This window comes from Bifidobacterium pseudolongum subsp. globosum, assembly GCF_004155535.1.
Taxonomy (GTDB): Bacteria; Actinomycetota; Actinomycetes; order Actinomycetales; family Bifidobacteriaceae; genus Bifidobacterium; species Bifidobacterium pseudolongum_C.
The window spans coordinates 46953-72358 of record NZ_RYUH01000009.1 but is presented as its reverse complement, the minus strand read 5'-3'; the positions used below and the strand labels follow the sequence as shown (position 1 = coordinate 72358).

Genomic DNA, 25406 nt, shown 5'->3' with positions numbered 1-25406 from the left:
GATAGGTTCAGCCCTGGAAATCAGCCGAAATCGGATCGTCTTCGCGCTGTGTGAGCACAATCGGTCCGCTTTCGGTGATTGCGATCGTATGCTCGCTGTGGGCGCCGCGGGAGCCGTCCTCGCTACGCAGCGTCCAGCCGTCCTTCGGGTCCTGATAGATTTCGTCGGTCGTCTTGAGGAACCACGGCTCGATGGCGATCACCAGGCCCGGGCGCAGCTTGTAGCCGTGATGTGCACGGCCGTCGTTCGGCACGTGCGGGTCGCCATGCATGATGCGGCCAACGCCATGGCCGCCGAACTCGAGGTTGATCGGATAGCCATAGGCACGCGCCACGTCGCCGATGGCATGCGAGATGTCACCGAGGCGGTTGCCTGGCTGTGCGGCGGCGATACCGGCGGCGAGTGCTTCCTGGGTGCTCTTGATGAGGCGCAGGTCTTCCGGGTCCTTGTCTTTGCCCACCACGAAGCTCACGGCGGAGTCGGCGACCCAGCCGTCCACGTTGATCGCCAGGTCGAGGCTCACCAGGTCGCCGTCTTTGAGGTTGTAGTCGTACGGCACGCCATGCAGCACGGCGTCGTTCACCGACGTGCAGATGTAGTGGGCGAAGGGGCCGGTGCCGAAGTCCGGCGCGTAGTCCACGTAGCAGGATTCCGCGCCCGGACGGTCCACGATGCGCTGGTGTACGAATTCGTCGATTTCCAGCAGGTTGGTGCCCACCTTGGTGAACTCCTGCAGGTCGCGCAGAATGCCACCCACGAATCGGCCTGCCGGTTTCATCTCCTCGATCTCGGTGTTGGTTTTCAGTTCAATCATGAAATGTGCCACCTTTGTACTTATGACTTGTGTATGCCTATGTGCACAACCGCTTTCAGCCTATCCCCCGCGCCTTACAACCGGGCGCGCAGCGCGTGCATAGCAAAGGCCCGCCGGCGGTTGAGCCAGCGGGCCTGTGCAATACGGAACGCGTCTGCGCGTCAATCAGTTGGCGGCGTTCTTCGACGCACGGCCGAACGTGAACGCGCGGATGATCGCGAAGATGCCCATGACGATCATGGCGCAGCCACCGAAGATGATGAGCCACACCGTGGATGCGATCGGCATGCACAGCAGCACGAAGCCGGCGATGATCGAAATGATGCCGTAGGCGATCGCCCAGCCGGAGCCCTGGACCTGCCAGGATTCCACGAGCGACATCACGCCTTCCATGATCCAGCCGATGCCCACGATGAGGGTGAACATGACCGCGAGCATGGCCGTGGAGATGGTGACGTTCTTGAGCACGACGACGCCGCCCACCACGAGGATGAGGCCGATGAGGATGCCAAGCACACGCCAGCCACCCGGCAGGCCGACCTCAACGATCGAGCTCACAATGCGCACAATGCCGGAGACCAGGAAGTAGATGCCGAGCACAATGCAGGCCACCTTGAGTGTGGCGCCCGGCCACACCAACAGGCAGATGCCCAGCGCGAGCGCTGCGATGCCGATGATGGCGTAGGCGATGCGCACGGCGTTCTTGGCGCCGGTGGGCAGCGCCTCCTGGACAAGCTTGAACGGACTGTCCCACAAGCTGTTGTTTGGGTCTTGGTATGGAGTGGACATGATATGTTCCCTTCCTTCCTTTTCTGTTGTGCGCACAACGCCGGCCGCAACTGGGATGCACGCTTGGTGAGGATTCCCGGCTGTCCGCATGTTCCAACGACCAGCCGAACCTTCTTCAAGTCTCGCTTATTTCTGCGGCAGACTGCCCCTTTTCCGCATTTTTTACGGTCAGCGTACCCTCTTTGACAATTCCGCGGAGCTATGCCCTCCCACCCTTGAGGAGCCGGTTTCCGCAGGCCCGCACATGCCTTGGGCATAACGGCGGTATGTCAGGAAAGCTCTATAGTGTGGAGCCATGACTAGCACAACCACTGCGCATGCCCTGCTCTCTTCGGGCATTGACCCCTCTTCTTTCTCTTCGGTGATCAGGCCGGCGGACGATCTGTTCCGCTACGTGAACGGCCCGTGGATCGACACCTATATCCTGCCCGACGACCGTTCGCGCTTCGGCTCGTTCGACCGCCTCGCCGAAAACGCCGAGCATCAAATCCGAGACATCCTCGAATCCAGCGGCGACGAAGCCGCCAAATCGAAGGCGCTGTATGCTTCGTTCCTCGATACCGATGCTGTGGAAAAGGCCGGCGTGGAGCCGATTCGAGACGATCTGAACGCGATCGACGCCGCCAAATCAAAAGCGGAGCTGACCGAGGTGCTCGGCGCGATGAGCCCGTACGGCGGCCCCGACCTGTTCGGGTTCGACGTCTTCGGCGACTTCAACAACCCCGACGTGAACATCATGCACATGAGCCAGGGCGGACTCGGTCTGCCCGACGAGGCGTATTACCGCGAGGACCATTACGCGCCGATCCGTGACGCCTATGTGCGCATGGTGGCGCGCCAGCTCACCAATGCCGGCTACGCGCACGCCGACGACGAGGCGCGCGAGCAGGCCCAGCGGCTGCTCGACGTGGAAACGGCGATCGCCGCGCACCACTGGGACAACGTGTCTACGCGCGACTCGCAGAAGACGAACAACCCCACCGAATTCGCCGAGCTCAAGGCGATGCTCGCCGACTTCGGCATCGAGGCGTGGGCGCAGGCCGTGCAGCGCGCCTACGACGCGTCCGCCACGGCCGGCACCTATGCGGTGGATGTGCTCGGCGCGCTCGCGCATGTGAATGTGATGGAGCCGTCGTTCTTCACCGGTCTCAACGAGTTCTGGCGCGACGCTCAGCTCGACGACCTGAAGCTGTGGGCGCGTGTGCACACGATCGTGGGCCGCGCGAGCATGCTGAGCCGCGACTTCGATTCCGCGAATTTCGAGTTCTACGGCAAGACGCTTTCGGGCACCAAGGAGCAGCGCGTGCGTTGGAAGCGCGGCGTCTCGCTCATCAACGGCATCTGCGGTGAGGACGTGGGCCGCATCTACGTGCGCAAGCACTTCCCCGAATCGTCGAAGACGCGCATGGAAGAGCTCGTGCACAATCTGATCGAGGCCTACCACGTCTCAATCCTCAACAGCGACTGGCTCGGCGACGAGACGAAGCGCAAGGCGCTCGATAAGCTCGACCACTTCGAGGCGAAGATCGGCTACACGAACCACTGGCGCGACTACACGGCGCTCGACGTGCATGCCGACTCCGGTCTCGTCGAGAACATGCGCGCCGCCGCCGTGTACGAATTCGGCTACCAGATGGCCAAGTGCGGCAAGCCGGTGGACAAGGACGAGTGGCTCATGAACCCGCAGACAGTGAACGCGTATTACGAGCCGACGCTCAACATCATCGTGTTCCCCGCAGCGATCCTGCAGCCGCCGTTCTTCAACCCTGAGGCTGAGGACGCCGTCAACTACGGCGGCATCGGCTCGGTGATCGGCCACGAGATCGGCCATGGCTTCGACGACCAAGGCGCGCAGTTCAACGGCGAAGGCAAGCTCGAGGACTGGTGGACCGCCGAAGACAAGCAGCGGTTCCAGGAGCTCACGAAGACGCTCATCGAACAGTACGACCAGTTCGTGCCGGTGCAGCTGCAGGAAAAGTACTCGGACTCCCCCGAGCAAGCTCCGCATGTGAACGGCGCGCTGACGATCGGTGAGAACATCGGCGATCTGAGCGGCGTCAACATCGCGCTCAAGGCCTACGCCTTCGCGTTGGACGAAGCGGCCGGACGCCCGATCGACGGATCGCCCGCCGGCATCGAGGCCGCGCTCGACGAGGCCCCGGTGCTCGACGGCTTCACCGGTCTGCAGCGCTTCTTCCTAGGCTATGCGGCCATCTGGCGCACCAAGAACCGCGACGAACTGGCCGAACAGTACCTGCAGATCGACCCGCACTCCCCGGCCGAGAACCGCACCAACGGCATCGCGCGCAATGTGGACCTGTTCTACAAGGCCTTCGGCGTGACGCCCGAAGACCGCATGTGGCTCAAGCCCGAAGAGCGCGTACACATCTGGTGATCTGACTCGCACCCTTAGAACGACGGCTTCTCATCGGTGAATTCCACCTGTTGCTGGGCCGACTCACCTCCTGCCGTGGATTGCGCAGGCGGTGCGGTTTCCGGGGCGCCCCCACCCTGGCTTGACGGCATGGCGGCCGCACCGACCAATTCGACCGGTGCGGCCGCTTCTGTATCTGAGGGCGACGGCGGCGTGGTCTGCGCGGTGGGCGACTGCGCGCGTTCGTCGTTGCCCTCACCTGTGGACTCCTTCACCATCCTGCGGCAGATCGTGGTGACGTAATTGAGGTCGTGCCCCACATTGCTCGCTTCGAGGACGAGCCGCGAATGCATCTCGCCGTCCTCGCCCGCCCATTCCTCGGTGCCGAGCACACCGCAGACGATGACCGGATTGCCTTTGCGGATGGAGCCCATGATGTTGAGCGCGAGCGAACGGAACGCTTTGACGGCGATCCATGTGGTGGGCAGCTGTTGCCATGTGCCGGTTTTGTCGAGATACCGGCGCGTGCACCCCATTCTGAAGACGCACGCCGGTTTGGCGGGGTCTTTGCCATAGAGCGTGGGGTCGTTGCCCACATTGCCGGTGATGGTGACGAGAGCCTGTTGCAGTGCCATGATGGGTCCTTTCGTGCAGAACCATGCGTCCGTGCATGGTGTCTGCATCCACTGTCACCCACCGCCCGGGCCCGGGGCAAACCACACAAGCCCCTGTGGTCGGACGCCCCATAGCGAAGGCGGGGTGTGGATGGAGTCAGCTCCATCCACACCCCGCCCACACTCTGTTGGCTGAATGCCCTAGGGTAGCCCGGCGTTACTTGAGCATGGCCTCAAGGCGGTCGGCGATCACCTGCGCGGCGGCTTCCACCGGCACCGCCTGGTTGTTCTCGCCATTGCGGTCACGCACTTCGATCGTGCCGTTGTTGACGGTGTCGCGGCCCGCGACGGCGATGATCGGCACACCGATGAGTTCGGCGTCCTTGAACTTGACGCCCGGCGAGACCTTCTTGCGGTCGTCGAAGATGACCTCGATGCCGCGGCCCTCGAGTTCGGCCACGAGTGTTTCGGCGGCTTCGAACGCCTGTGCGTCCTTGCCGGTGGCCACGATGTGCACCTGGGCGGGTGCGATATTCGCCGGCCATGCCAGGCCACGGTCGTCGTGGTGCGTCTCGGCGATGCATGCGAGCACACGGCTCACGCCGATGCCGTAGCAGCCCATCCATACCGGCACCGTCTTGCCGTTCTGGTCGAGCACCTTGAGGCCGAGTGCCTCGGAGTACTTGAGGCCGAGCTGGAACACCTGGCCGATCTCCACGCCGCGCTCGAAGCTGAGCGGGCCCGAGCCGTCCGGGCTCATGTCGCCGTCACGCACCTCGACGGCCTCTACCACGCCGTCGGCCTCGAAGTCACGGCCATACACCAGCTCGTAGTAGTCCACGTCCACTTCGTCGGCGCCGGTGAACCATGCCGACCCACGGGCCACGTGCGCGTCGATCAGGTAGCGCAGCGCGTCATCATCGTCGTTCTGCGGGCCAAACGCCATCGGCCCGATGTAGCCCTGCACGAGTTCGGGGTGCGCCTTGAAGTCCTCTTCAGTCGCCTCCTCGAGCTCGGCCGGCGCAAACTGCGCCTCGAGCCGCTTCATGTCAATCGTGCGGTCGCCCGGAATGCCCACGACCACAAGTTCACGCCACGGTTCGTCATGCTCGTCGTCTTCGACGTGCTTCACCGCCACCACGACGTTCTTCAGAATGTCCGTGGCGGCCCAGTCACGGCCGTCTTCACGCGGGTATTCGGCGTTCGCGAACGCCACCATCTCGTCGATCGTGCGCGCGTTCGGCGTGGCGCGCTTCGTGGCGGCAGGCGTGGCGGAAGCGTCGATATCCTCCACCTCGGGCGTGTGCAGCGCCTCCACATTCCACGCCTTGCCGCTCGGCGCAAGTGCGAATGTGTCTTCGCCGATCGGCATCGGCGCGAGGAACTCCTCGGACGCCGAGCCGCCCATCGGGCCGCTCATGGCGAACACCGGCACATACTTCAGGTCGAGGCGCTGGAAGATGCGCTCATACGCGCCGCGCTCGTCCATGTACGCCTGGCGCATGCCCTCTTCGTCCACAGTGAACGAATAGGCGTCCTTCATGATGAACTCGCGGCCGCGGATCAGACCGGCGCGCGGGCGGAACTCGTCGCGGTACTTCGTCTGGATCTGGTACAGCGTGACGGGCAGGTCCTTGTACGACGAATACATGTCCTTCACGAGCAGCGTGAACATCTCTTCGTGCGTGGGCGCCAGCAGATAGTCGGACTCATGGCGGTCCTTCAAGCGGAAGATGTTGTCGCCGTACTCTTCCCAGCGGTGGGTCGCCTCGTACGGCTCGCGCGGCAGCAGCGCGGGGAAATGCACTTCCTGCGCGCCGATGCCATTGATCTCCTCGCGGATGATCTCTTCGATCTTGTTGAGCACGCTCAGACCGAGCGGCAGCCATGTCCAGATGCCGGGCGCGGCCTTGCGGATGTAGCCGGCGCGCTGGAGCAGTTTTGCGGAATCGACATCTGCGTCTGCGGGGTCTTCGCGCAGGGTACGCAGGAACAACGTGGACATTCGAAGTGCAGTAGTCATACCCCTCAAATTATGCGCATTCCCAGACATCTGGAGGCGGTGTGGTGACACTTCCCGTAGCGTATGAATTGTACGCGGTTCTGGGTTGACTGCGTACAATTCATACGCAAAGAAGCCAAAAAGCGCGCGAATTGTACGCAGCGGTTCTCAACCGCGTACAATCCGCACGCTCCGCTGACTACAGCGATGTCACTTTGCGAGTAGGTTGTCGAGGCGGTGGATGAACGCGGCCATGTCCTGACGCACCACCGAGCTCATACCACGGAACTCCGGGCCACGAGGCGTCTGCCATCCCTTCGAGATACCAGAGCCGCCAAGCCAGCGGACCTCTGCGACATGCGGGGTCGTGTCGGTCACGTCCACAAATGACTTGGGTGTCACATTGCCACCTTTGCTGGCTTTATTCGCCAAACGCTTGAGAAACGCGGCCATATCCTGACGTTTGACCGTGTCCATGCCACGAAACTCCGCACCTCGGTTCGTCTTCCACCCTTCCGAGATGCCCGCATGCGCCAGCCACAGAATATCCTCAGCGTGGGGCGTCTTGGCATTCACATCGACAAAACGCTTCCAATCCGCGGCCGACGGCTTCCAAGAGGCCGCGTCCGAGATACCCCGCTTGACCGCCTCACGACGCAGGAACGCCGCCATATCCTGACGGTACACACTCGTCATGCCCTCAAACCGGTACGTGCCATTCGCGTTCTTGTAGCCTTCCGAGATCTTGTTGGCCGCAAGCCAACGAATATCATCCGCATGAGGCGTACTCGAATGCACATCCGTAAACGCAACCGTGCTCCCCGAGCCCTTCGGCTTGGTAGTGAATGACGGAACCTGCACAGCGCCGTCGTACACACTGAAATAGTCGGTATACTTTTTACCCTCGTAATTCTTTTCATAATCAACATGAGCACCGACAAATAGCTGATTCATGTCTATATTAATTGGTTTTCCATAATTTTTGTTCAGTGCATACTTCCTCTCCCCTTTGCAAGGCTTCGTCTGACCATCTGACGTCCAACATGTACCGTCATATTCATATTCCATGACTTGGTCGAATGCCCCCGGCTGCGCCACTTCTTTCAGTTTCTCTCGGAACAAAAGCCAACGAGCCAACGGACCAGTAGACATAGGATAAATATAGTTTTCCTCATTCTTCTGGGGAACATTCTTATTGCCATACCACATATTTGGTTGCAGGCCCTTCAGACGCACTGAGACGGTACCCGCTTTCTTGAGTTCATTCCCCGCAAGAATATCACCACGCCGGAAGCTATACATCGAAAGAGTTGCTTCCCGATAATCCTTACTCCCCAACCTTGTGGAAAGCGGTACCGCTTTGAGACTATAAAACTCCTGCTCCTGTTCGGGCGTGACCACGTCATCCCCAACCATGTCGGTGCACAGTCCGGGATCGTCATCCCAGACCTCGCGTGCAGCCCACATGGGCTCATAGAAACGTTGTTCAGGTGTCATCGTCAGAATCTTGTCGACATTGACAATGAAACACACCCGTGTAATCTTGGCATCCGGCTGAAATTTCTTGAACCTGGCCTCATCGAATGTATATTTGAAAGTCACGTCCGCAGTCATGTCAGTTACATCAGCAACCTGAACATCTGAGATAGTAATCGGATTCGACCAGTCATACTCTTCATCCGCCTGCGCCGCAGCGACCGGTAGCATGGCCAACGCCATGCCAGCGGCCACCATACCCGCGGCAAGCTTCTTGAATCTCTTCATGCTTGTTCCTTCTCTCACAGCGCGCCCAACCCCGAAGCCACTCCACACATCACCATGACGGAATAAGGCGAGCCACTGAATAATATGCATCGATATATATATCGATTTCTCTATGCTTCCACTCTTCCATTGCATCGTCAAATCAACCCTGTCGACATCTCAAAATCCGAATCAGATACCCTTCGCTATATCATCCAATGATATAAAAAATGTCCGCACCTCATCACGAGGCGCGGACATAAATTCAACGCTATGCGTGGTACGCGCAATCACTGCTGTTCAAGGAATGCACGGTACTTCTTGAGCGCATTCACGAAATTCGTGGCGTCGGACTTCGTGTCGAGCAGCGCACCCACGCGGTAATACCGAATGCCATCCTTGTGCATGTTGTTGATGCACGCAATGACCTCATCGACCTGCGCGGGATCGGTGATCGCGATGATCGTACGGTTCAATACCTCGTTATCGATCTGCTCGACAGGCAGTAGACGGCCATCCCGTACGAATTCCAGTCGGGAATTCGCACTCACAAACCTGTTCCCATTGAACAATTCCTTGGCATACGTCGAAGACACGTCAGGCATGGCGGCAAACCGCTCATATCGAGCTTGCCATTCATCCCTATGCGCGATGTAATCCTCGGCATACGGCTGGCTCATCTTGATGCGGTACAAGTAGTTGGCCAAGGTGTTGTCGAAATCATGCTCCCACGGCTCATAGCTTTCCAACTTGTGGGTCCTCGGTAGAATCCAAAACCCGCCAAGCTCGTCATTGCCCCGTTCATAGGCACGGCCACTGCCATCATTAGGCACACCTTGCCAGTTCGCGGAGATGTACACCGACGCGATATTGGAATCCAGATTGAAGTTCATGCCTTGCGTGAGGTGCGCTCCGTCCTTGGTCAAGCTGACTGTCTCCAACACCCCTGGCACCCGGAACTCGGGCTTGAGAGCACTGGAACGGTCTTTGCTGCCTTCGACAAACGGTGTTTCGGCAACAGTGTTGTAAATCTTCACCATCAGCTCATGCGCCGGCGCATAGCCTTTATGGTTCTGTGATCCCTTCTTCCGCATCTTTACAGCTTGCGATTCTTTATCAGAGGACACAGGCGATGCAGCGGGTTTATTCGCAACGATGGGTGACTCAGTTTGTACCGCATTCAGTTCAGCGTGCACTGGTTCCGATGCTTGGGTATCATCACCCGGAGATGCGGTCACACCCATCCCCTCCAAAACACGTCCCTTAAGTGGATCGGGAAGTTCAGGAATGATATTCTCAGTAATTTGATTCCTGATTCGCAATGTCGCAGCCGCATCATCAAGGTATCGTTTCAGAAAACAAAAAATGCCGAAATAGTCGATGGTTTCCGGATCCTGCAACCTGAGATTCTTCTTACCTTCGAAGGTAATGCCCTGTATCCTTTCGAAGTATCTATAAGCCGACTCACTAAATCCATTGTTCGGTAACGCGTCTTCATTCACATCCACCCAAAAAACTGGGATAATTACCTTCACCTCCTCGGACCTGCGCGCATAATCTACAAAGCTACTCAGTTCCCTTATACAGTAATCACTTTCGAGATATGTCGGGGAAATGAATGGCATGAAAATGTTCGCCGATTCCAAATGCTCTATAATTTTATCTTTCCAAGCGCCAGTAATATGCTGATCGATAAAACTCTTGAATCGAAAGCCCCCTTCAGTGGCAGCCCCAAGAATCTTTTGTACAAATGATGGAATGGTATACCTACCATCATCATGCGAATAGCTCACAAAAATCTCATATTCATGGGTTGGATTGTCATTACCGCTCATAGTCGGACTCTCCTTATCGATTATTTATCGCTATTTTCAGCTTTTCCCAACTCCGCCATAAGGCTGAGCACGATTTCATCCAGTTTCTGGAAGTCAAAGGTCTGAAAATCAGATTCCTTCACTTCGCCGGCATGATCCTTGAAGAATCTTGGTTTGAACTCAGCCTGCACCTTCGCGCATTCCTCGTCCTTTTCCGGCAGCTCATCCCATGGCACCAAGCAGATGTGCTCGTAATGGGAGAAACGGTAGTTCGGCGTATCCGCGCGCGCGAACTTCATGCAGTTCTTCGGTGTAACGGTGACATCCTTGATGTCGCCCTCCACATCGATTTCCTCAGCATTGCCCTCATACGCATAGGCATAACGGGCATGCAGTGTTTCGTAAGACATGGGTCTGAACCCCTCGGCGGCAAAGAATGCACACCAACGCTTATGTTCCAGCTGCACAATGCGCGTCTTGACATCGTCAGCGGAAAGCCCGAGCTCTTCAAACCTGTTCTTCCAATGCTGCTCCACATTGATGAATTCAGCGCTGGCCCTGCTGGAATTGCGGTCGAACTGCTTGCACTCACGCCAGGTTTTGCGCACCTGCGGCGATGCATCCGCATCACCAGTGGATGAGTCGATGTTCACACCACAGTAGAACGCGTTGATCAGGCGCGCACACCGGTCTATCTGGCTGTTCTGCAGGGCATCCAACGAATACAGTTGCGCATCCTGACCGAAGAAGGAGATCCTCTTCATATCCTCAACATCAACAGTGTTTTCGCTCTTTTCGGGAGCGGTCTTCTGTGGGTCATCCGCGAAAGCGGCGATGCGCACCATCGGTTCAATGCCACCGACCTGAGCCGGCCCCATCAGCATGGTCAGATGGAAATGCACCTCATTGGCGATGTTGAGATTGACGGTTTTGTCAGCTGTGGCCACCACCACATAATCGTAGTGACTACCGGTTTGCGCGGAAGCATCGAGCAGCGCGTAAAACTCGCTGCCCCCAAGATCCATGCCATGGTACTCCACGTTCGCATAGTCCAGCAGCGTGGGATACCGGTTGGAGAATGCACCCAGGGTGGAGTCAAGCCTTGGCGAACAGAAGTCGATATCGGGAATGGCGTCGTAGGGCATTTGGCTGTTCATGATGACACGGCGGAGTATTTGACCTCCCAGCCCATCCAAATCACCAATGATGAGCACACGCATCGGCTGCAACATCTGCAAGTCAGCTACCGTCTTGAGCGGATATGCTTCGACCCGACGGCATTGAACGGGAACAAACACCGTGTTGATATAGTTTCGCGCAACCAATGTGTCGTAATCCATCCTGACCACATCATGCGTGGCGATCATATCGACGTCCCCCTTGCCGCCTTTCCCCGTGTCGGGTTCGATCAAGTCAGTGTCCACGGACACAGAGTCGTCCTTGAAACGAATCGTCACCATCTGATTAGCTTTCTTTGCTTCGCGTGCGGCGATGCTGTCTTGGAAGATGAGATTCGGATTCTGCAGTCCTGACTCTTCGGAAGCGTAGTAATCCGTTTTATCAACAGACACAAGAGTATCGGTTTGCTTCAATTCGTCCGCCTGCACACTGTTCACGAAACTGCGAATAAGCGCTGTATTGCTCTTATCGTCGAAGAAGACACGCACCACCTTCTTGTATGGGCGAATGCGCAAGATGTTACGCAATCTGTCCCACAGATTGCCAGTAAACAGCGAGATGATGGCCACAAGCGAGGCGAACAACGTGCAGAGCCTAGTGCACTGGTACCACGTATTCATGTAGTCCATCACCTGCGGCGAGACAAGCGGATCATCACCGCCAAATGAGGAGCCACCGCCGCCGGTGAACATCGTCAGCGAGTTGATCAACGACCAAAACAGGTTCCGCGGAACGCCATTACTCGCCTGCGCCATCGTAATGCCGGTCATGCTGGTGATGAAGCACAGCACGAACATAACCAACAACGTTATGCCTTGTTCGCGCTTACGCCCCAGCTTGTATATCCAATACAACAGTCCAACAGTCACCAATGCCATGATCAGATAGATGATGGAACTCACCATTATTGATTTCCCCACTCCCCTGTGCTGCCTTGCTCGCTGTACCAAGCATTACCAAACAATAGCAATAAATACCGTCCGACACGCGTGATGCGCCTTCCTGACGCGCATGAGGCGGCAGCACCATCTGCCGCTCCAGTGCCCGAACTCCAAGTGCGCCCCATAGGACTGTACGCAATTCGCGGACCATACACAAATGAGGAGTATGCCTTCGTACGCATACGTCCGAAGACGCGCGCAAAGACACACTCCTCATGCCATTGCGGCTATGGCAACCTCATTTTGCGATCAGGTTGTCGAGGCGGTGGATGAACGCGGCCATGTCCTGACGGTACACACTCGTCATGCCCTCGAAACGCCAAGTGCCGTTCGCGTTCCTATAACCCTCGCTGATGCCCGAACCGCCCAGCCACTGGATTTCGGCCTTATGGGGCGTGTCGGCGAACACATCGGTGAAATCGGTCTTCGGCTTGACATTGCCGCCCTTGCCCGCCTTGGCGGCCAGACGCTTCAGGAACGCGGCCATGTCCTGCCTCTTGACCGTGTCCATGCCACGGAACGTGCTCGAACCATCCTTCTCTTTCCAGCCCTCGGAGATGCCCGCGTGCGCCAGCCACAGGATGTCCTCGCAATGTGGCGTATTGCGGTTGCCCTTGTTGTCGGCCGTGCACGTGACGTCACGGAATCGGGTGCGATCCGCGGCCGACGGCTTCCACGACGCCGCGTCCGCGATGTCACGATTGGCGGCCTCGCGGCGCAGGAACGCGGCCATGTCCTGACGGTACACCGGCGTCATGCCCTCGAACCGGTACGTGCCATTCGCGTTCTTGTACCCTTCCGAGATCTTGTTCTCAGCCAGCCAACGGATATCATCGGCATGCGGCGTCTTCGAATTCACATCTGTGAACGCAACCGTGCTCCCCGAGGCCTTCGGTTTCGTAGTGAATGACGGAACCTGCACGGCATCGCCATACACACTGAAATAATCGCCATATTTTACTCCATCATAATACTCATCATAATCAATATGAGCACCGATGAATAGCTGATTCATATCAATGTTGATTGGCTGTCCATAATTCTTGTTCAGTGCATACTTCCTCTTCTGTTTGCATGGCTCTTTCGTATCGTTAGAAGTCCAACATGTATCGTCATATTCCATAACCTGGTCGAACGCCCCGGGTTGCGCGATTTCCCTTAACTTCTCACGGAACAGGAGCCAACGAGCCAGCGAACCACTGGACATGGGATAGATGTATTCATCCTCATTCTTCTGGGGCACATTCTTATTGCCATACCACATATTTGGTTGCAGCCCCTTCAGATGCACTGATGCGGTGCCCGCTTTCTTGAGTTCATTCCCCGTAAGAGAATCACCACGCAGAAAACTGTATGCCGTGAGGGTTGCTTCTGTATATGCCTTGTTACCCATCGTCATGGTGAGAGGTACGGTCTTCAGACTATAAAACTCCTGTTCTTGTTCGGGAGTGGCCACGTCATCCCCAACCATGTCGGCACATAGTTTGGGATCGTCATCGTAGGGGTCCCGCCCAGTTGCCCACGAAGACTCATAGAACCGTTGCTCAGGCTTCATTGTCAGAATCTTATCGACATTGACAATGAAGCACACACGCGTAATCTTGGCATCCGGCAGAAGTTTCTTGAATTTAGCCTCATCGAATGCGTATTTGAAAGTAACATCTGCGGTCGTGTCAGTAACAGCAGTGACCTGAACATCCGAGATGGTTATCGGATGCGACCAGTCATACCCGTCATCCGCCTGCGCGGCAGCGACCGGCAGCATGGCCAACGCCATGCCCGCGGCCACCATACCTGCAGCAAATCTCTTGAATACCCTCATGGTAATTCCTTCTCTCGCATGGCCCACCAACCCCGAAGCCACTCCACACATCACCGTGACGGAACAAGGCGAGCCACTGAATAATATGTATCGATATACATCGATATTCCCATGCTTCCACTCTTCAATTGCATCGTCAAATCAGTCTTACCGACATCTCAAAATCCGAATCAGACATCTTTCGCAGTGACACCCTGAGTTTGAGCGTGTTTGATGAATTCGAGCAGAGATAGCACAACGTAATCATTCTTTTTAAAATCGTATGTGCATGTTTTTTTACCATCCAACTTGTTGCATATTGTGGAGGCATGATCCAAGTTATCCCACGGAGTCAGACATATATGCTCATATGAGGAATTCAGGCAATCGGGGGTATCCGCTCGGGCGAACTTCATACAATCCTTTACAGAGTCTTTTCTGACCTTTTCGGGAGTTCCGAATGAATTCCTCCAGTACGCGTTGCCTTCATGAGCCATGTTGAAACGCTTTTCACACGTGTCATCGGACATGGGGGTGAACCCCATGGCGGCGAGGAAGGCGCACCACCGCAAATGCTCAAGCTGCATGATACGCAAATCCACGTTTTTCTTCCCCTCTATATCAAGCAGGCGTTCGCGCCAAGCGTTCTGCACCTCGATGAATTCAGCACTGGCACGACTGGAGTTGCGATCGAACTGCGAGACTCCATTCCACTGCTCGCACTCCTTTCCCTTGACTTCCTCAATCAAGTCATCCCATTGCTCTTCTTTGCCATACTTTCCGCCTTCCACACAATAGAAAGCGTTGATCAATCTTGCATCATGATCCATGTCGCCATTCTTCAGCCCATCGAGAGCGTACAGTTGCGAACGCGAGCCAAAATACTTGATGTCGGCGGTCTGAATTCCAGCACTCTCGCTTTGCCCAGCGGCCCCGGCCTTTCCCCTTGAAGCGGATGGAGCCGGTTTGGCGTTATGGACATCCGCCCCCTGTACAGCCGCCAATAATGATTCTTCCTCCGCATATGCCGCAATATTGGGCCATCCACATTGCTTTTCTGCATCTGAAGCCTTCATATGACTGACAAGATAGAAACGGATATCCCTGGCAACGTGTGAATTCTCAATCGTGTCACTGCCAGCGACCACTACATAATCGAATGGATTGCCGTCCTCCAACGATTCCTTCAGTACGGTGTACAGTTCCTCCGACTCGGCTCCACAATCCAAGTACTTAATGCTGGCGAATTCGTCAAGCATCGGGTATCGGCCCCTATAGGCGCCCAGCGTCTCATCCTTACGGAACGTGCAGAATGTGATGTCAGGGAAGACGTCGGAAGGATTGTCCGCGGATTGCCCGAGACGGAATGTGGCATGCGATTCAGCTTCGGAAGGCCGCTGACTGTTCATGACGACGCGTCGAAGTATCTGTCCTCCCAAACCGGCAAGGTCACCGATAATCAATACCTTCGTGGGCTTTATGGCACGCAGATCTCCAATCTCATCCAGTGAATAGCCCTTGATTCGGCGCGTCTCCTCCGGGATGAACACCCGCGCGATGTAGTCACGCGCAACCATGTCATCATAATCCATCATGATCACATCGTGTTTCACCCCGGTGTCCCGCTGTTCCCCACCATGACGCGGCACCACTTTCGAGTCAGCTTCCACACGCAATCTGGTGTCCACACTCACGCCGGTTTCCCCGAAGCGAATATCCACAACCTCCTGCGCTTTGCGGGCGGCTCGATGCACAATCGATTCCTGAAATACCAGGTTCTTGACCTTGCGCCCCAAGTCCTCCTCTTGGTAGTAACTGGGCCTGTTGATCGACACGAGGGTGTCATCATCTGTTTTGCCTTCGAGTGTCTTCACAAAGTCGTTGATTTGGGAAACATCAGTATGTTCAGGGAAGTGCACGCGAATGACCGAACGACACCTGCCGATCCGGAACATCACACGGAGCCTGTCCATCATCGCCCCTGTGAACAGTGAGACAATCACGGTTCCAAGGGTGAACAATGCACACAGTCTGGAGCATTCATACGCCATGCTCACTGGCCCCACATATGGATTGTTGGCAAACGCCGGGGCAAAATCAAAATCACCGCCTCCCATGAAAATCGTGATCGCATTCACCACCGCCCAAGGCACGGCGTGCATCCAAGCCGCGACATTGTGCCCATACTCCGCTCCCCATACCGTGTAGACGGCCATCAAGCTGGTCAGCACACAGATCACATACATAACAATCAACATGATGCCCGGATGGTCTCGCCGGCGACGGAATATCAAGACCATCAGCGCCACCGTCACAGCTGCTTCGAGCGCATATACCCAACCCATGGTTCTCTCCCACTCCCACCAATGAATGACCGGGCTCACACCTTGTGCCGCGAATCCCTCACCAGCAAACGTACTGCATACAGTATTCCACCTTTCCTATATGCTTTCACGCGTGTCATGAATATTTGAACATACATCCCGGGTAGCGGCAGACAGTCATTTCCATCAAAAAAGCCGTGCCCGTAGGCACGGCAATCACAGAATGCAGGAACCTGAACGGTGACTACTTGTCGCCAGCCGCGCGGCTCTCCACATCATCTTCGAGCATCTCGTCGTTCACCGTGTGCAGCGGGTAGACGAAGATCATGAGCATGCCCACGCAGCCCAGGAAGTACAGCACGTCGCACAGTGCCACGGCACCGAACGAGACGAAGTCGTTGGGAATGAGCAGGCCGATGATCATGAGCACCATGCCCACGACCGGCAGCACCTGCCACACCCACGGGTTCGGCGCGTGCTCGCGCGTCTTGGCGCGCACCGACAGCTGATAGAAGGGCACAATGAACATGAGCCCGCCCACAATGGTGAGCAGGTCGGACAGCTTGATCCAGTTCCACAGCGGCACCGGCGCCGAGCTGTACATGATGAACGCCACGAACAGCACAATCGCACCAATCCCCGAAATAACATATGCGTTCCTGTGCTTCATGGCGGCTCTCCTCTTTCTGGTTGCTGCTGGCGCGGGCATCGTACCCGCGCACTGGTTCACAGCAACCCATTGTAGTTATGGCCGCCCCGCACACGCGCCGGCACTTCGCAGAGCGTATTCACGCGCACCGCACCCTGCAGACCGCCCGCTCAGAACAGCTCGTCCTGCACGAACTCGTCCTCTTCGCGGGCGCGCTGTTGCCGCACGAACGACTCGGCGCCGTCGCGCTGCAGCTGCCGCACCGCGGCGGCCGACTTGGCGCGCAAATCGCCGTCGAGCCGAATCGCGTCGTCGCTCATGAGGAACATGCGTTCGTTCACGCCGGTCAGATACAGGCCGTCGAGCCGCTCCACACGCGACAGCGCCACATAGCCCATGCCGGGCGCGAACGTGCGCTTGAGGTCCATCACCGCCGAATCGAGCGTCATGCCCTGCGATTTGTGGATGGTGATGGCCCACGCGCACCGCAACGGCACCTGCGCGACTTCGGCGAGCACGGTCTCGCCGTCCATCATCTGCCACGAGGCCGGGCCCATCGTCACGATGTTGCCGTTCTCAAACTCCACGATCGGCCAGCCGCCCTTGTTCTCATTCGCGAATCCACGCACGGTGCCGAGCGACCCGTTGACGTACTGGTGGTCGGGGTCGTTGCGCACGGCCATCACTTCGGCGCCGGCTTTGAGCACGAGGTGCTTCGGCGCGAGCATGTTGCGTTCGAGCCGCTCCACGAGGTTCGCCGGCCCGGCTGTCTGCGCCTCAAAACTGTGTTCCTCGGCGTCGATGCGCTGCAGGCGGTCGCTGTTGAGGCGGTCCGCCTGCTGGTTGCTGGGAAAGAGGTGCACGGCCTGCTTGCCTTGCGGCGGTTGGGCGCCGAGGCGCGTGACGAGCACGTCGCGGTCCTGTTGGCTCACGCAGCCTTGGCGGATGTCGGTGAGGACGCGCAGCAGCTGGCCGTCGTCCTGGCGGTGTTGTTCGTCGAGATAGCAGATCACCGGGTCGAGCTCGCTCCACGCGAACGATTCGGTGATGAACCCCTCCGGGTTGCGGCCCGCGCGCGCATAGCGCTCGCGCGAGGCCAGATATTCCGGGCTTGGTGTGATCACGTCGTGGTTGCGCGACGAGACGCTGACCGGCGGCAGTTGGAAGAAATCACCCGAACACACCACCTGCAGGCCGCCGAACGGCCGGCTGTCGCGCCGTACGATGCGGCAGATCTGGTCGACCATGTCGAACAGCCACGCGTGCATCATCGAGACCTCGTCGATCACGAGCACGTCCGCCGCGTTGAGTTTGGTGCGCCGGCGGCTGCGGATGAGTTTGATGAGCTGGTCGGTGAGCGCGGTCGCCACGCCCGCGCCGCTCCATGCGTGGATCGTCTGCCCGTTGATATGCGTGGCGGCGATGCCGGTGCTCGCCGTGACGGCGACCGACGTGCCATGTGTGCGCGCATGGTGGATGAACTCGTTGAGCGTATAGGTCTTGCCCGCGCCCGGCGCGCCGGTGAGGAACACGTTGGCGCCGGCCTCCATGATGCTCAGCGCTTCGGACTGCCGCATGTTACCCGACCAACCGGTCCACGACGCGGATCACACCTTCTTCGGTGTTCGCCGGCGCAAGGTAATGCGCCGCCTTCTTGACGCCTTCGTGCGCATTGGCCATGGCGAACGAGAACTCCGCTTCGTTGAGCATGCCGATGTCGTTGAGGTAATCGCCGAACGCGGCCGTCTGGGCGCGGGTCACGCCAAGGGCGCGCTGGATGGCCTTGACGCCTTCGCCCTTGTCGACATGCTTGTCCATGATGTCCACCCAATGGGCGCCCGAAACCACGTATTCGTAAGGGTCGCTCACAAATCCGAGCTCGTTGCGCGCCATGGATTCGGCGTCGCCGAAGTCGAAGATGGCGAGTTTGAGGATCTTCTCGTCGTCATAGCGCAGCACTTCGCGCAGGTCCTTGACCTCAGTGAGCGCCTTGTAGTATTTGCTCGCCTCGGCCACAAATGGTGCGTCGGTGCGCTGGATATACGCGCTGTTGAGCCCGCACACCACCAGCCCCAGGTCTTCGCTCGTGGCGTCGACCATGCTGATCACCTGATCGGTGATCTCGTGGTTCACACCGTGCGTCTCCACAATCTGGCCATCGACCGCCACCACGTTGCCGTTTTCGGCGATGAACGACATCGGCCGGCCCGCACGCGCGAACATCTGCTGCAGCGTCTGGTATTGGCGGCCGCTCGCGGGCACGAATGCGATGCCGCGCTGTTCGAGGCGGTCCAGCATGGGCCAGAACCCCAACGGCAATTCGCTGTCCGCGTCGAGCAGCGTGCCGTCCATGTCCGCCACCACGAGGCGAATGTCCTGCGGTGTGTCGATCGAGGCCCAATCCTTCAGTTCATCGGTCATATCCACGCCAGCTTTCGGTCACTTGTCCAGGATGCTTGACTGTTCCACCGCCGCGGCGATCTGCTGCGCCTGGGCATCGCTGGGCCCCGGTTCGGGTGCCATGACCGCGGCACGGTAGTAGCGCAGTTCGTCGAGCGATTCGATGATGTCGGCGAGCGCGCGGTGGCCGCCGTTCTTGGCGGGGCGGTTGCGGTAGACGGCCGGGTACCAGCGGCGGGCGAGCTCCTTGATTGTGCTCACGTCGATCACACGGTAGTGCAGGTGTTCCATGAGGCCGGGCATGTACCGGTCGAGGAACTTCTTGTCGGAGCCCACGGAGTTGCCGGCGAGCAACGGCTTGACACCTTCCGGCGTGAACCGCTTCACGTATTCGATGACGCGGCGCTCGGCCTCGGCTACGTCAAGGCCGTCGTCCCATTCGTCGATGAGGCCGGAACGGGTGTGCATGGCGCGCACGAAGTCGTTCATATGCGCCACGGCCGCGTCGGACGGTTTGATCACGAAGTCGATGCCCTCGTCGAGCACGTTGAGTTCGAAGTCCGTGGGGACCACGGAGATCTCGCACAGTTCGTCGTGGAAGATGTCGAGCCCGGTCATCTCGCAGTCAATCCAGATGAGCCGTGAGTTCGTTGCCGAATACACTTCGTCGTCGTGTGCGTCCACCATGTGGTTCCTCTTTTCCTCGTTGGGTACGGCAGGTGCGTTCCGTGCTGCGCATGCATTGCGTTTGTGAACATTCGAGATTACCTCACGCTGCCGCAGTGCGCCACGTTCTACCCTGACCGCAAAACAATTGTCCACTATACGCGCGCGGGGCCGCACCCGGCTGCCCGGATGCGGCCCCGCGGGGGCGTGTTCAGCTGTTTCAGTGCTTTCGCCGAGTGCTGCGGTCGTTCGAATCACGACGTGCCAGCTTGAGCGTGCCGAGGCCCGCGCACAGCAGTGCCGCGGCGATGCACACGATCAATGCGACGTTCGAGCCGGTGTTCGCCGGCGATTCGGACGCCGGCGCCTGCGGTGCCGCGTCCGTGGCCGGCGCCTCAGGCTGCGCGCTCGCGGCCGGTTCGCTCGGTTCCGGGGTCGGCACGGCCGGCTCCTCGGCGAAGGCGAGGCGGCCGTTGTTGCCGAGCGCCACGTTGACGGCGGTGCCGTCCCAACGCGGGGCGATCGCGGCCGTGGCCGTGTTCGTCACATTGGACTTCTTCGCGACGGTGTAGTTCGCGAGGCCCATGCGCACGGTGCCGGCCGGCACGTAGACGTTGCCGTTCGCGCCGGTCTGCGTCTTGCCGTTCGCGTCTGCGCCGCTGACGGTGATCCACTGCTCGTGCTTCGCGTTGTCCGCGTAATACGTGCGCATGTAGTGGTAGGTGCCGTTCGCGTCGACCGACTTGGCCGGGTCGTTGGTGTTCTGCGTGTTGTACAGCGGCGTGTCGTTGACGAAGTAGTAGAAGTCGTTCGACGCGGCCGGTGTGAACGCGGCGGTCGTGGAGCCGAGCTCCGCGTTGGCTTCGTACTTGTTCGAGGTGAACGTCTCGCCGTTCGCGGCGATGTATGCGGCGAGCGCCTCGTCCGGGTTCGCCAGCGCCTCCTCGACGCCGTCCTTGAGCGCCACGGAGTAGAACACGCGGATCGGGAACGTGTCGTTGATCGTGGTGGACACGGCGCCGTTCTGGTCGACCGTCGCCGAGTACAGGCGCAGTGGGAGCAGCTGCTCGGGCACCTGCACGCTCACCGTGTCGGTCTGCTCACCGTGTGTGACGGTGATGGCCAGGTCGGCGAGGTTCGCGGTGCCGTAGATCGGGTTGCCGGCGACTTCGCCTTCGAACGTGTAGGCCGTGGTCTTGCCGTCCTCGCTCATCTCGGCGGTCTTCTTCGTGAACTGCTCACCCGCGAACACGACGCTGGTGAAGTCCTTGACCGTCATGTATTCACCGAGTTCGTCGGTGAAGGTGACGGTGCCGCGCTCCATGCCCGACTCGGTCGTGGTGGTGATCGGCGAGCTCGGCTTGCTCGAGATCGCGGTCCAGATGTCGTTGAAGATGTTCTTGAGCTGGTCGGCGTCCGCGGCGTTCATGTAGTAGTCGGAATCCGGCGCGCGCTCACCGAGGTCGCCGCTCACGGTTCCGGTCGCGTTCGGGTAGTTGCTCGACACGGCGTTCATATAGCGGTTGGAGTACGAGCCCAGCTCATTGACGTCGTCGGTCTCGAACGTGCCGACCGCATAGATGCGCGTGCCGGCGTCCTTGATCGACTTCGCCTCGAGGACCGCTTCGTTGCCGTCCCACGGATCGCCGTCAGTGAAGAAGATGACGACGGAATCGGCGTTCGCGCGCTTGTCCTCGTCGATCAGCGTGTGGGCGAGCTGGAAGCCCTTCGCGGAATTCGTGCCGCCGAGGTCGGTCAGGCCGTTGACGATGCCTTCGAGCGCGGCCGTGTCGCTGGTGTAGCGGGATTCGATCTTCGCGTTGGACTCGAACGTGACGATGGCGGCACGGTTCTTCGCGGCCGCGTCGGCGATGGACGCGTTGCGGCTCGCCATCTGGCCGAGGAAGCCATTGACGGCCGTCTTGAGCGCGTCCAGATAGGTGATGCGGTACGAGTTGTACAGCTGCACATGGTCCGGGTTCGTGTCTTCGGCGCTTGTCTTGGCATAAATGACCGTGTCGCCGTCCTTGTAGGCGACATTGCCGTCGACGCTCAGCGTGTAATCGTACGACACGGCCTTGTAGCTGCCGTCATCGGTCTTGATGTACGCGGTGTAGTCGAGGTCGTTGCCATACGCCGGGCGGTAGCCGCGGCCCATCGTGCCGGCCATCGAGCCGGAGACGTCAAGCACGAGCGTCACGTCGAGCGGCTTGCTGCCGCTGCTCATGCCGGTGATCTGCTGTGCGCTCGACATGGCGGACAGGCCGACGAGGAAGTCGCTGGCCTGGTCCTTGGCGATGACGACCTGCTTGCCGTCACCGGCGTCGAGCGTCACGTCGCCGGTCGTGACCGATTTGTCGGTCCAGACGCGGCCGGTGGAACGCGGGTCGACCGGGTTGCCGACGCCTTCGGTCCACTGCGTGAACGTCGTCGGGTCAGCGCTGGCCGTCAGCTCGGCGGCCTGCGCACGGCCGACGCCGAACATGGCGGTCGCGATGAGCATCGCTACCGCAACGACGACCGCGGCGATGCGAACGATGGCACCGCGGGCGCCGTGTTGTTGGGTGGATTTGATGTCCATGAACAGTTCCTTCACTGCCTCTACTGTTGCAAACCGCTGCAATTACGCGGTTTTATTAGACTTTTGCGTATTCTCCGTTGTCGGAGATGTTCTCCCATAGTGAACGAATACGTTGGCGCCCACAGTAGCAGATGACAATCCTAAACCCAACAAACGGCGTCCACGTGCCGGAAAGCATCACTTCTCCATGCCAGTGAATCCCTTGTTGTCCGGCCCCACCGACGTGACGATGCGGCTGTAGCCCTGCAGACGCATGCCATCGAGCTGCACGGCGTCGGTCGGCTCCAGGTCCAGGTCCGTGTTCACCGTTGCAAACGTCTCCGCATCACCGCTGCCCTCCAGGTAGTGGGCCGCACTCTGCTCGTTGAAGCGGCGGATCTGGAAGCTCAACATCTCCTCGGAGCTGTTGGCTTTCAGATAGAACGGCTTGGCCGCCGGTTCCTCGTACTCCATCTTGCTGAGGGTCTTCTGGAACTCCTCGCCCTTCTTGGTGATCTCCTCGGCTTTGGCAGTGTCCTGTTCGGCCTTGTCCGCGAAGAACTTCGCGCTCGTGGACAGGTAGTTTTCGCGCGCGTTGTCGAAGCAGTCCTTGTCGCGGTCCTTCGCGAGCCGGATGAGACCGTCCTCGGAAAGCCCGAGCAGATCACCGTAGGTGGTCGTGACCGCGCCAATGCCCGTGTCCGTCGGCTCATACCCGGTCTGGTATGCCGTGACCCCGCCGCTGCCGTCGAACACATAGATGTAGTCGACCGCCGCGTCTTCGCCCAGATCTTCCCCGCTCCCCTTGTCGAACCACACGCTCTTCGTGACGAACGCCTGTTCCGCCGGGATCTCCGTCTTCGAATCGAAGAACGTCGCCGTGGCCTTGGACACGCGGGACTCCCCCGCCGTGCTCGCCGAGCCCGCGCCGGACGGCTGGTCCTGCGCGCCGTTGCCGCCGCACGCCCCCATGGAGACGGCGAGGCCCACGGCCAGCAACGCCGCAACGGCCTTGTTCCCAACCACATGATGCTGTGTCATTGTCGTTTCCCTTCTCTTGTTTTTATTTGTTGTTATATGTGCATGCCGGACATGGCATATGGCAGGGGCCGCGCACTTGCATGGCATGCATGTGCGCGGCCCCTATCCATTGGTCTCTCTGTGCCGTCAGCGGCCCGAGTAGTTCGGCGCCTCGGCCGTCATCACAATGTCGTGCGGGTGGGATTCACGCAGACCCGCGTCGGTGATGCGGATGAAGCGGCCCTTCTCGCTCATCTCGGGGATGTTGTGCGCGCCGATGTAGAACATCGACTGGTGCAGGCCGCCGATCATCTGGTAGAGCACGGCGTTGAGCGGTCCGCGGTACGGCACTTCGCCCTCCACGCCTTCGGGCACGATCTTGTCGGTGCTCGTCACGTCGGACTGGAAGTAGCGGTCCTTCGAATACGACTTCTTGCCGCGCGGCGCCATGGCGCCCATCGAGCCCATGCCGCGGTACAGCTTGTACTGCTTGCCGTGCAGCAGCACCTTTTCGCCCGGGGCCTCCTCGCAGCCGGCGAGCACGCCGCCAAGCATGACCGAGCTCGCGCCGGCCACGAGGGCCTTGGCGATGTCGCCGGAATAGTGGATGCCGCCGTCCGCGATGCACGGCACGCCAGCCGCGCGGCAGGCGCGTGCGGCCTCATAGACCGCGGTCAGCTGCGGCACACCGACGCCCGCCACAACGCGCGTCGTGCAGATCGAGCCGGGGCCCACGCCCACCTTGACGGCGTCCACGCCGGCGTCGATCATCGCCTGCGCGCCTTGGCGCGTGGCGATGTTGCCGCCGATGATGTCGACGCCCTTGAACGCGGAATCGCTCTTGATGCGGCGGATCATGTCGAGCGCGATCTTCGCCTCACCGTTGGCGGTGTCGACCACGAGCACGTCCACGCCGGCTTCCATGAGCGCCGAGGCGCGCTGCCAAGCGTCGCCGAGGTAGCCGATGCCGGCGGCTACGCGCAGACGGCCCTGCTCGTCCTTCGTGGCGTCCGGGTACTGCTCGGTCTTCACGAAGTCCTTCACCGTGATCAGGCCGGTCAGGTGGCCTTCGGCATCGACGAGCGGCAGCTTTTCGATCTTGAACTTGGCGAGCAGGTCGTGCGCGTCCGCCTTCGAGATGTTGGCGGGGCCGGTGATGAGGTTCTCCTTCGTCATCACGTCGCGCACGCGCAGGTGGTCGTAGTCCTCGGAGGGGATGAAGCGCATGTCGCGGTTGGTGATGATGCCCACGAGCTTGTTCTCGCGGTCCACGACCGGCAGGCCGGAGATGTGGAACTTGCCGCACAGCTTGTCGAGGTCGGCGAGCGTCACATCGGGGTTCACCGTGAGCGGGTCGGTGATCATGCCGGACTCCGAGCGCTTCACCACGTCGACCTGCGCCGCCTGGTCGTCGATCGACAGGTTGCGGTGCAGCACGCCGATGCCGCCGTTGCGGGCCATGGCGATGGCCATTTCGGCTTCGGTCACGGTGTCCATGGCGGCGGAAATCGCCGGCACCTTCATCGTGATGTTGCGGGTCAGATGCGTGGAGGTATCCACTTCGGAGGGGATCACATCCGTTTCGTTCGGCAGCAGCAGCACATCGTCATAGGCGAGGCCCAGCTGGGCGAAAATCGGAGGGAGAGGAGCGTACGGGGATTCTGCATTCATATCAGGATTTGTAGCCATAGAGCAACTATATGAATTCGAGGCGAC

At 59.3% G+C, this 25406-nt stretch carries 17 protein-coding genes; 1 reads left to right on the top strand and 16 read right to left on the bottom strand.

Going from position 1 to position 25406, the window contains the following annotated elements; all coding sequences use genetic code 11:
- Positions 1-7: 7 nt before the first annotated feature.
- Together map and PG2093B_RS02965 are read right to left on the bottom strand one after the other, a co-directional pair.
- Positions 8-814 carry a type I methionyl aminopeptidase gene (gene map / locus PG2093B_RS02970; protein ID WP_129897161.1) on the bottom strand — a complete coding sequence of 269 codons (807 nt, stop codon included), beginning with the start codon at positions 812-814 and terminating at the stop codon, positions 8-10.
- A gap of 165 nt (positions 815-979) precedes the next feature.
- Entirely contained in the window at positions 980-1603 is a 624-nt protein-coding gene (locus tag PG2093B_RS02965; protein WP_129897159.1) for an HdeD family acid-resistance protein, read from the bottom strand.
- A 295-nt stretch (positions 1604-1898) separates the two neighbouring features.
- Between PG2093B_RS02965 and PG2093B_RS02960 the strand changes: the two genes are divergently transcribed.
- Positions 1899-3998, top strand: coding sequence for a M13 family metallopeptidase (locus PG2093B_RS02960; RefSeq protein ID WP_129897157.1), 2100 nt, complete (start codon positions 1899-1901; stop codon positions 3996-3998).
- A 14-nt stretch (positions 3999-4012) separates the two neighbouring features.
- Here the strand turns inward: PG2093B_RS02960 and PG2093B_RS02955 are convergent, their stop codons facing one another.
- The 14 genes from PG2093B_RS02955 to guaB all read right to left on the bottom strand — a co-directional run bounded on the left by PG2093B_RS02955 (position 4013) and on the right by guaB (position 25379).
- Positions 4013-4612, bottom strand: coding sequence for a single-stranded DNA-binding protein (locus PG2093B_RS02955; protein WP_129897155.1), 600 nt, complete (start codon positions 4610-4612; stop codon positions 4013-4015).
- Positions 4613-4808: 196 nt separating this feature from the next.
- On the bottom strand, positions 4809-6614 hold the full coding sequence (locus PG2093B_RS02950) for a proline--tRNA ligase (RefSeq protein WP_165369687.1): 1806 nt from the start codon (positions 6612-6614) through the stop codon (positions 4809-4811).
- A 189-nt stretch (positions 6615-6803) separates the two neighbouring features.
- Entirely contained in the window at positions 6804-8357 is a 1554-nt protein-coding gene (locus PG2093B_RS09040) for an S-layer homology domain-containing protein (RefSeq protein ID WP_242502799.1), read from the bottom strand.
- A 269-nt stretch (positions 8358-8626) separates the two neighbouring features.
- Positions 8627-10171, bottom strand: a complete 1545-nt coding sequence (locus tag PG2093B_RS02940) for a TIR domain-containing protein (protein ID WP_129897153.1) — start codon at positions 10169-10171, stop codon at positions 8627-8629.
- A 20-nt stretch (positions 10172-10191) separates the two neighbouring features.
- On the bottom strand, positions 10192-12234 hold the full coding sequence (locus PG2093B_RS02935) for a DUF4234 domain-containing protein (RefSeq protein WP_129897151.1): 2043 nt from the start codon (positions 12232-12234) through the stop codon (positions 10192-10194).
- Positions 12235-12508: 274 nt separating this feature from the next.
- Entirely contained in the window at positions 12509-14092 is a 1584-nt protein-coding gene (locus PG2093B_RS02930) for an S-layer homology domain-containing protein (RefSeq protein ID WP_242502798.1), read from the bottom strand.
- Between the two features lie 170 nt (positions 14093-14262).
- Entirely contained in the window at positions 14263-16416 is a 2154-nt protein-coding gene (locus PG2093B_RS02925; RefSeq protein ID WP_129897147.1) for a hypothetical protein, read from the bottom strand.
- A 223-nt stretch (positions 16417-16639) separates the two neighbouring features.
- Positions 16640-17065: a permease gene (locus PG2093B_RS02920; RefSeq protein WP_129897145.1), complete on the bottom strand. Its 426-nt coding sequence runs from the start codon at positions 17063-17065 to the stop codon at positions 16640-16642.
- Positions 17066-17214: 149 nt separating this feature from the next.
- The gene (locus PG2093B_RS02915; protein ID WP_129897143.1) at positions 17215-18621 is read right to left on the bottom strand and encodes a PIF1 family DEAD/DEAH box helicase; all 1407 of its coding nucleotides are present in this window, start codon (positions 18619-18621) and stop codon (positions 17215-17217) included.
- A 1-nt stretch (position 18622) separates the two neighbouring features.
- Entirely contained in the window at positions 18623-19465 is an 843-nt protein-coding gene (locus tag PG2093B_RS02910) for a Cof-type HAD-IIB family hydrolase (protein ID WP_129897141.1), read from the bottom strand.
- A gap of 18 nt (positions 19466-19483) precedes the next feature.
- Positions 19484-20131 carry an oligoribonuclease gene (gene orn / locus PG2093B_RS02905; protein ID WP_129897139.1) on the bottom strand — a complete coding sequence of 216 codons (648 nt, stop codon included), beginning with the start codon at positions 20129-20131 and terminating at the stop codon, positions 19484-19486.
- Between the two features lie 199 nt (positions 20132-20330).
- Complete coding sequence (locus PG2093B_RS02900) at positions 20331-22691, bottom strand: vWA domain-containing protein (protein ID WP_129897137.1); 2361 nt, start codon at positions 22689-22691, stop codon at positions 20331-20333.
- Positions 22692-22868: 177 nt separating this feature from the next.
- Entirely contained in the window at positions 22869-23711 is an 843-nt protein-coding gene (locus PG2093B_RS02895; protein WP_129897135.1) for a hypothetical protein, read from the bottom strand.
- A gap of 126 nt (positions 23712-23837) precedes the next feature.
- On the bottom strand, positions 23838-25379 hold the full coding sequence (guaB, locus tag PG2093B_RS02890) for an IMP dehydrogenase (protein WP_129897133.1): 1542 nt from the start codon (positions 25377-25379) through the stop codon (positions 23838-23840).
- Positions 25380-25406: the final 27 nt, after the last annotated feature.

Excerpts from the sequence above, each read along its gene's own strand:
- PG2093B_RS02950 (WP_165369687.1), bottom strand. The coding sequence starts at position 6,614 with ATGACTACTGCACTTCGAATGTCCACGTTGTTCCTGCGTACCCTGCGC.
- PG2093B_RS09040 (WP_242502799.1), bottom strand. The coding sequence starts at position 8,357 with ATGAAGAGATTCAAGAAGCTTGCCGCGGGTATGGTGGCCGCTGGCATG.
- PG2093B_RS02960 (WP_129897157.1), top strand. The coding sequence starts at position 1,899 with ATGACTAGCACAACCACTGCGCATGCCCTGCTCTCTTCGGGCATTGAC.
- PG2093B_RS02910 (WP_129897141.1), bottom strand. The coding sequence starts at position 19,465 with ATGACCGATGAACTGAAGGATTGGGCCTCGATCGACACACCGCAGGAC.
- PG2093B_RS02915 (WP_129897143.1), bottom strand. The coding sequence starts at position 18,621 with ATGCGGCAGTCCGAAGCGCTGAGCATCATGGAGGCCGGCGCCAACGTG.
- orn (WP_129897139.1), bottom strand. The coding sequence starts at position 20,131 with ATGGTGGACGCACACGACGACGAAGTGTATTCGGCAACGAACTCACGG.
- PG2093B_RS02940 (WP_129897153.1), bottom strand. The coding sequence starts at position 10,171 with ATGAGCGGTAATGACAATCCAACCCATGAATATGAGATTTTTGTGAGC.
- PG2093B_RS02955 (WP_129897155.1), bottom strand. The coding sequence starts at position 4,612 with ATGGCACTGCAACAGGCTCTCGTCACCATCACCGGCAATGTGGGCAAC.
- map (WP_129897161.1), bottom strand. The coding sequence starts at position 814 with ATGATTGAACTGAAAACCAACACCGAGATCGAGGAGATGAAACCGGCA.
- PG2093B_RS02900 (WP_129897137.1), bottom strand. The coding sequence starts at position 22,691 with ATGGACATCAAATCCACCCAACAACACGGCGCCCGCGGTGCCATCGTT.
- PG2093B_RS02965 (WP_129897159.1), bottom strand. The coding sequence starts at position 1,603 with ATGTCCACTCCATACCAAGACCCAAACAACAGCTTGTGGGACAGTCCG.
- PG2093B_RS02935 (WP_129897151.1), bottom strand. The coding sequence starts at position 12,234 with ATGGTGAGTTCCATCATCTATCTGATCATGGCATTGGTGACTGTTGGA.
- PG2093B_RS02895 (WP_129897135.1), bottom strand. The coding sequence starts at position 23,711 with ATGACACAGCATCATGTGGTTGGGAACAAGGCCGTTGCGGCGTTGCTG.
- guaB (WP_129897133.1), bottom strand. The coding sequence starts at position 25,379 with ATGGCTACAAATCCTGATATGAATGCAGAATCCCCGTACGCTCCTCTC.
- PG2093B_RS02930 (WP_242502798.1), bottom strand. The coding sequence starts at position 14,092 with ATGAGGGTATTCAAGAGATTTGCTGCAGGTATGGTGGCCGCGGGCATG.
- PG2093B_RS02925 (WP_129897147.1), bottom strand. The coding sequence starts at position 16,416 with ATGGGTTGGGTATATGCGCTCGAAGCAGCTGTGACGGTGGCGCTGATG.
- PG2093B_RS02920 (WP_129897145.1), bottom strand. The coding sequence starts at position 17,065 with ATGAAGCACAGGAACGCATATGTTATTTCGGGGATTGGTGCGATTGTG.